Origin of the sequence: Pseudomonas sp. (assembly GCF_037994325.1) — a bacterium.
GTDB lineage: Bacteria > Pseudomonadota > Gammaproteobacteria > Pseudomonadales > Pseudomonadaceae > Aquipseudomonas.
Genome location: NZ_JBBNAH010000282.1, coordinates 1 through 5416 on the forward strand (window position 1 = coordinate 1; position 5416 = coordinate 5416).

The window sequence follows — 5416 nt, forward strand, 5'->3', positions numbered from 1 at the left end:
CACTCGCTCAAACAACTCGATCAAGCCCCCTCTCCCGCTTGCGGGAGAGGGCTGGGGTGAGGGGCTTGTGATCTTGATCTGGGGTTGAGCCGCAATCCGGCAATGCCAAAAAGTCACTCGCGCGTAAGGCGCGAAACAAAACGCCTAGAGCACGCGGTAAAGAAGAACACCACCGAAAAAAGCCAACATCAAAAGCCGGTGCGCACAGCACACCCTACGAGCAATCCTCGCAGGGCGCGCCCACTCCCTACTTCGGCCGCGCCTGCTGATAAAGCGGCTCAACCCGCGGAATCGCCGCCTGCAACGACGCAATCCGCGTACTCGACGCCGGGTGCGTACTCATAAACTCCGGCGGCGCCCCCTCACTGGCCTTGGCCATCTTCTGCCACAAACTCACCGCTGCATTCGGGTTGTACCCCGCCCGCGCCGACAACTCGAGCCCCAGCAGGTCCGCCTCGTTTTCATTCTCGCGGCTGTTAGGCAACGTCAGGCTGTACTCCACCACGGTATCGGCCAGAGCCATGGTGTCTTCGCCCAAGCCCAGCAACGCACCCGCGCCCTGCTTGGCGATCTCCATGCCGTAGGCCTTGGACATTGCCTCACGCCCATGCTCGCGCAGAGCGTGGGCAATCTCATGGCCCATCACTGCGGCCAGTTCGTCATCGGTAAGTTTCAGCTGATCAATCAGGCCGCTATACACAATGATCTTGCCGCCTGGCCCGCAGTTGGCGTTGAGCTCGTCGCTGTCCACCAGGTTCACTTCCCACGCCCATTGCGCCGAGTCGGGGCGTAGTTTTGGCGCTTGAGCAATCAGGCGCTTGGCCACGGCATCCACGCGCTTGGCGTTGGCGCTGGTTTTGTCCAACTGGCCTTTGCCTTTGGCTTCGCTGAGGGTTTGCTGGTACGACTGCGCATACATCTGGTTGACCTCTTGGGTCGACAGCATGCTGAACATGTACTGCTTGCGCCCTACCCCAACCGAGTCACCCGAGGTGGTATTTACCGCTTGGCATCCGGCCAACAACATGGCCAGGCTCAGACCGCTCACATAAAACAACTTCGCCACGACACTCTCCTTGAAAAAATCGGTATCTGCTTTGGTACAGAACTGGGGCGGCACTTTAAGCCGGCCATGACGGGGCGACAACCGCAGCCTTGCAAGACGGCCAGTTGCCATCTTTGCTTGTGACATTGCTCACCAACCTTTTCCCACTCATGTTTCTCCGCGCTTCGGCCGATACGCCATGGACCGGCAACCTCTGTGACTCTGGAGTACTTATGAAATTCAGATCCATCCAATTTTCCGTGGCAGCCCTGGCCGGTGCCAGCGTGCTGGCTGTAGTAGTGGCATTGGTGCTGTATGGATTGTTCGCCGGAGCGCGTACGCAGGAGCTGGTAAAAACCAGCACGCAAAAGTTGCTGGAAGAGACCATTCACCAGCGCCTTAACGCCCTGGCTACGGCGCAGATCAGCAAGATTCAAAAAGAACTCGAATACCCCTTGGTGATGGCCACCAGCGTGGCACAAACCAATGCCTTGGTAGGCGAAACCGACAACAGCGGCGCTCCGGCTTTGGGCTTGAGTCGAGAGGAACTCTCCAACCTCTTGCACAACGTGGTGGAGAAAAACCCGAAACTGGTGGACGGCTACATCGGCTGGGAACCCAATGCCTTTGGTGACGACGACGCTAAGTACGCCGGCCAAACCGACAACGCGTACGATGCCAGCGGCCGCTTTATGCCGTGGTGGTACCGTAAGCCCGATGGCAGCCTGACGGTGGAAGCCCTCGGCAGCGACATGGAAAACCCCAAACTACTGCCTACCGGTGTTCGCGCCGGCGAGTATTACCTCTGCACACGGGAAACTAAAAGCGCCTGCATTATTGATCCGGCCCCTTATGAAATGGCCGGCAAGATGGTGATGCTCGCGTCCTTTAACGTGCCAATTATGGTTAAAGGGCAGTTCCGCGGCGTGGTCGGTGCTGACCTCACCGTCGACTTTATTCAGGAGCTGCTCATCGCCGCAGACAGCAAGCTGTATGACGGCGCGGGTGAGCTGGCGCTGATTTCCAACAACGGCCGCATCGTTGCCTACACCAAAGACGCGAGCAAACGCGGCACACCAAGCGCCGAAGTGCTGCCCGGCATTGGCGACCTGAAAAGCCTGCCGTTGGGCGAGCCTAGTTTCAGCACCAATAAGGATACCGGCACCCTTCAATTGCTCATGCCTTTTAGCATTGGCGATACCAGCAGCCGCTGGACGCTGGTGATGCAGCTGCCAGAACAAGCGGTGTATGCCGAGATGAACGCCCTGCATCAGAGCCTCAATGATCAGCGTGCAACCGATGTATTGGGCATGACCCTGGTCGGTCTGCTGATCGCCGGCATTGGTTTGTTGGTGATCTGGTTTGTCGGCTACGGCATTGCCCGGCCGCTAAAGCAAATGGTGCTGATGCTCGACGATATTGCCCAGGGCGACGGCGACCTGACCAAGCGCTTGCAGGTTGATCGCGCCGACGAGCTGGGGCAGATCGCCAACGGCTTCAATACCTTCCTGAACAAGTTGCAGAACATGATTCGCGACGTGGTGGGGTCGGTGCAGAAGGTCAGCGATTCTTCGGAAAACACTGCCGATATCGCCATCCGCACCAATCAGGGCGTGCAGCGGCAAATGATCGAAATTGATCAAGTAGCCACCGCCGTGCACGAGATGACCGCCACTGCCCAGGACGTGGCGCGCAACGCCACCCTGGCGGCCGAGTCAGCCAATGCCGCCGACCGCTCGGCCAACGAAGGCAAGCGCATCGTTAACAACACCTCGCAAGCCATTGCCTCGCTGGCCACGGAGATCGGCCGCGCCGTGGCTGTGGTGCAAAACCTGGCCAAGGACAGCGAAAACATCAACGCCATTCTTACCGCCATTCGCGGCATTGCCGAACAGACCAACTTGCTGGCCCTTAACGCGGCGATTGAGGCGGCACGCGCCGGCGAACAAGGTCGCGGCTTTGCCGTGGTGGCCGATGAAGTACGCAACCTGGCGCAGAAAACCCAACAAGCCACGGAAGAAATTCAAGCCATGATCCAGCAGCTGCAACAGGGCACGCGGGAAGTGGTGAAAGTGATGGAAGACAGCCAAGGCAAAACCGACGACAGCGTTAAACATGCGGCTGAAGCGGCTGGCGCGCTGGATGCCATTACCCAGGCGGTGTCGGTGATCAACGATATGAACACGCAGATCGCCAGCGCCGCCGAAGAGCAAAGCGCGGTAGCGGAAGACATTAACCGCAACGTCACCAACATCGGCCAAGTGGCGGCCGAAGTGGCCGGCGGTGCCGATGAAGCCAGCCAGGCGAGCGCCGAATTGACCAAATTGGCTGAGCAGCAGCGGCGGTTGATTAACCAGTTCAGGGTGTAACGCAAAACTCGGGCTTTCTGCGCTGTAGGGTGTGCTGTGCGCACCAGTCGATTGCCGTGTATGCACCGTGCACGGAACGGTAAACCCCACAACGCAAAAAGCCCGGCATCCGCCGGGCTTTGTTTTTACATCGTCTGCTATCAGCTAATACGATTTGCACCTACGCGATCGGCACCACCTTCAGCTACGCGGTTAGCGCCAGTACGATCTGCACCACCTTCGGCTACGCGGTTAGCGCCAGTGCGATCAGCACCACCTTCGGCTACGCGGTTAGCGCCAGTGCGGTCAGCACCACCTTCAGCTACGCGGTTAGCGCCAGTGCGGTCAGCGCCGCCTTCAGCTACGCGGTTTGCGCCGGTGCGGTCAGCGCCGCCTTCGGCTACTACAGGAGAATTCAGTTGTTGGTACAGGTCGGTGGCGTGAACGGTTACGGCGCCAGCGGCGAGTACGGTCAGGGTCAGGCTAAGGATCAGTTTGCTTTTCATGGTGGTTGCTCCGGGATTCGTTTGGCTTGGGTGTGGAGCTAGTATTGATCGACTTATCACAGGTAAAAAGCGCAAATAGCCGGCCTATCCAATCAACAAATTCGATAAGTATAGAAAAAACCCTGCCTTTCAGGCAGTTAACAGCCCACGGACTAAAGCTGGCGTGATGAAAAGGACTGCTCTAGGGTAGGGCTCACAGCCACTTACGATGCGCAATCAAGGAGTAACCATGGACGCTTTTATGCAAGCGGCAATCGAGGAAGCGCAGTTGGGCCTGGCCGAAGGCGGCATTCCTATTGGCTCGGTGCTGGTGCATGACGGCCGCATTATTGGCCGTGGGCACAATCGGCGGGTGCAAGAAGGCAGTGTGATCAAGCACGGTGAGATGGATGCCCTGGAAAACGCCGGTCGCCAACCCGCCAGCCTGTACCGTGAAGCGGTGCTCTACACCACCCTGTCGCCCTGCCCGATGTGCAGCGGCGCCATTCTGCTTTATGGCATCCGTAAGGTGATCGTTGGCGAGAACCAAACGTTTATGGGCGATGAGGAGTTGCTCCGTGCGCGCGGCGTGCAGGTGGACGTGGTGCAAAACCACACCTGCGTGGCGCTGATGCAACAGTTTATTGCCGACCAGCCGCAGCTGTGGAATGAAGACATCGGCGAGTGATCACGGCGCTTTGTCCTTGGCCAACTGCTTAAAGTAACTACGCGGCGGCAAGCCGGTTCGCGCACGAAAACAGCGGTAAAACACCGACAGCGAATTAAAGCCGGCGGCAAAGGCCAGTTCGTCGATACGCGTGCCGTCCTCGCCCTTCATCTGCTCCAGCAAGTGATCGACGCGCGCGCGATTGACGTACTGGTAAAAGCTCAAACCCAGCACTTGGTTGAGCAGGTAGGAAATCTGGTTGCGGGTATAGCCGGTATCGCTGGCCACCTTACTGAGGTCGAGGTCGGCGGCGAGGTAAGGTTGCTCGGCGCAAAAGTACTGCTGCAAATCCAGCAACATCAATTGCACCTGTGCCGATGACAACCCGAGCCGCGGCACTTTGTCCGCGCTCGCTGGCTGTTCTTCGCGCACCGGCGTGGCGTACTCATGCACGCGCCAGATCAAACCATCGCGCACGGTTATCGCCTCACTGGCGCGAAACGACGCCAGGCGGCTGCTGCGGCGCAGCGTCAGGCGCGAGTGGTACTGAATAAACGCGGTATCGCCATCCACCCGAATGCGGTCGACATGCTCCAGGCGGTGCTGGGCACTGCGCGGCATGGCGGTGCTGACGTAATCGTGCAACTGCGGTAGCGGAATGCGCAGGTTATTAAAGAAGTCGTAGTACTCGATGTCCGGATGAAACAGCGCCACCACGCCATCCACATCGCGCGCCACCCAACACTGGTGATAACGCTCCACCACCTCGCGGGTGCGTTCGGTTTCTTCATCCATTGCTCACCCTCTGCCCTGTTGTGTTGGCCTTATCGGTCCAGCCGTTGGCTTCGCTGTGCTCAACCCAACCTACTCC

At 58.8% G+C, this 5416-nt stretch carries 5 protein-coding genes; 2 read left to right on the forward strand and 3 right to left on the reverse strand.

Annotation, left to right across the window (positions count from 1 at the left end):
- Positions 1-247 precede the first annotated feature (247 nt).
- Complete coding sequence (locus AAAB16_RS09435) at positions 248-1027, reverse strand: M48 family metallopeptidase (RefSeq protein ID WP_340663107.1); 780 nt, start codon at positions 1025-1027, stop codon at positions 248-250.
- A 251-nt stretch (positions 1028-1278) separates the two neighbouring features.
- Between AAAB16_RS09435 and AAAB16_RS09440 the strand changes: the two genes are divergently transcribed.
- The gene (locus AAAB16_RS09440) at positions 1279-3414 is read left to right on the forward strand and encodes a methyl-accepting chemotaxis protein (protein ID WP_340663103.1); all 2136 of its coding nucleotides are present in this window, start codon (positions 1279-1281) and stop codon (positions 3412-3414) included.
- A 140-nt stretch (positions 3415-3554) separates the two neighbouring features.
- Here the strand turns inward: AAAB16_RS09440 and AAAB16_RS09445 are convergent, their stop codons facing one another.
- A complete protein-coding gene (locus tag AAAB16_RS09445) occupies positions 3555-3899 on the reverse strand; it encodes a hypothetical protein (protein ID WP_340663104.1) in 345 nt (114 codons plus the stop codon).
- 229 nt (positions 3900-4128) lie between these two features.
- On the opposite strand from AAAB16_RS09445, the gene AAAB16_RS09450 reads away from it, so the two are divergent.
- A complete protein-coding gene (locus tag AAAB16_RS09450) occupies positions 4129-4566 on the forward strand; it encodes a nucleoside deaminase (RefSeq protein ID WP_340663105.1) in 438 nt (145 codons plus the stop codon).
- Here the strand turns inward: AAAB16_RS09450 and AAAB16_RS09455 are convergent, their stop codons facing one another.
- Positions 4567-5340: a nuclear transport factor 2 family protein gene (locus AAAB16_RS09455; RefSeq protein WP_340663106.1), complete on the reverse strand. Its 774-nt coding sequence runs from the start codon at positions 5338-5340 to the stop codon at positions 4567-4569. It abuts the gene before it with no gap.
- Positions 5341-5416 lie beyond the last annotated feature (76 nt).

Excerpts from the sequence above, each read along its gene's own strand:
- AAAB16_RS09445 (WP_340663104.1), bottom strand. The coding sequence starts at position 3,899 with ATGAAAAGCAAACTGATCCTTAGCCTGACCCTGACCGTACTCGCCGCT.
- AAAB16_RS09450 (WP_340663105.1), top strand. The coding sequence starts at position 4,129 with ATGGACGCTTTTATGCAAGCGGCAATCGAGGAAGCGCAGTTGGGCCTG.
- AAAB16_RS09440 (WP_340663103.1), top strand. The coding sequence starts at position 1,279 with ATGAAATTCAGATCCATCCAATTTTCCGTGGCAGCCCTGGCCGGTGCC.
- AAAB16_RS09435 (WP_340663107.1), bottom strand. The coding sequence starts at position 1,027 with ATGTTGTTGGCCGGATGCCAAGCGGTAAATACCACCTCGGGTGACTCG.
- AAAB16_RS09455 (WP_340663106.1), bottom strand. The coding sequence starts at position 5,340 with ATGGATGAAGAAACCGAACGCACCCGCGAGGTGGTGGAGCGTTATCAC.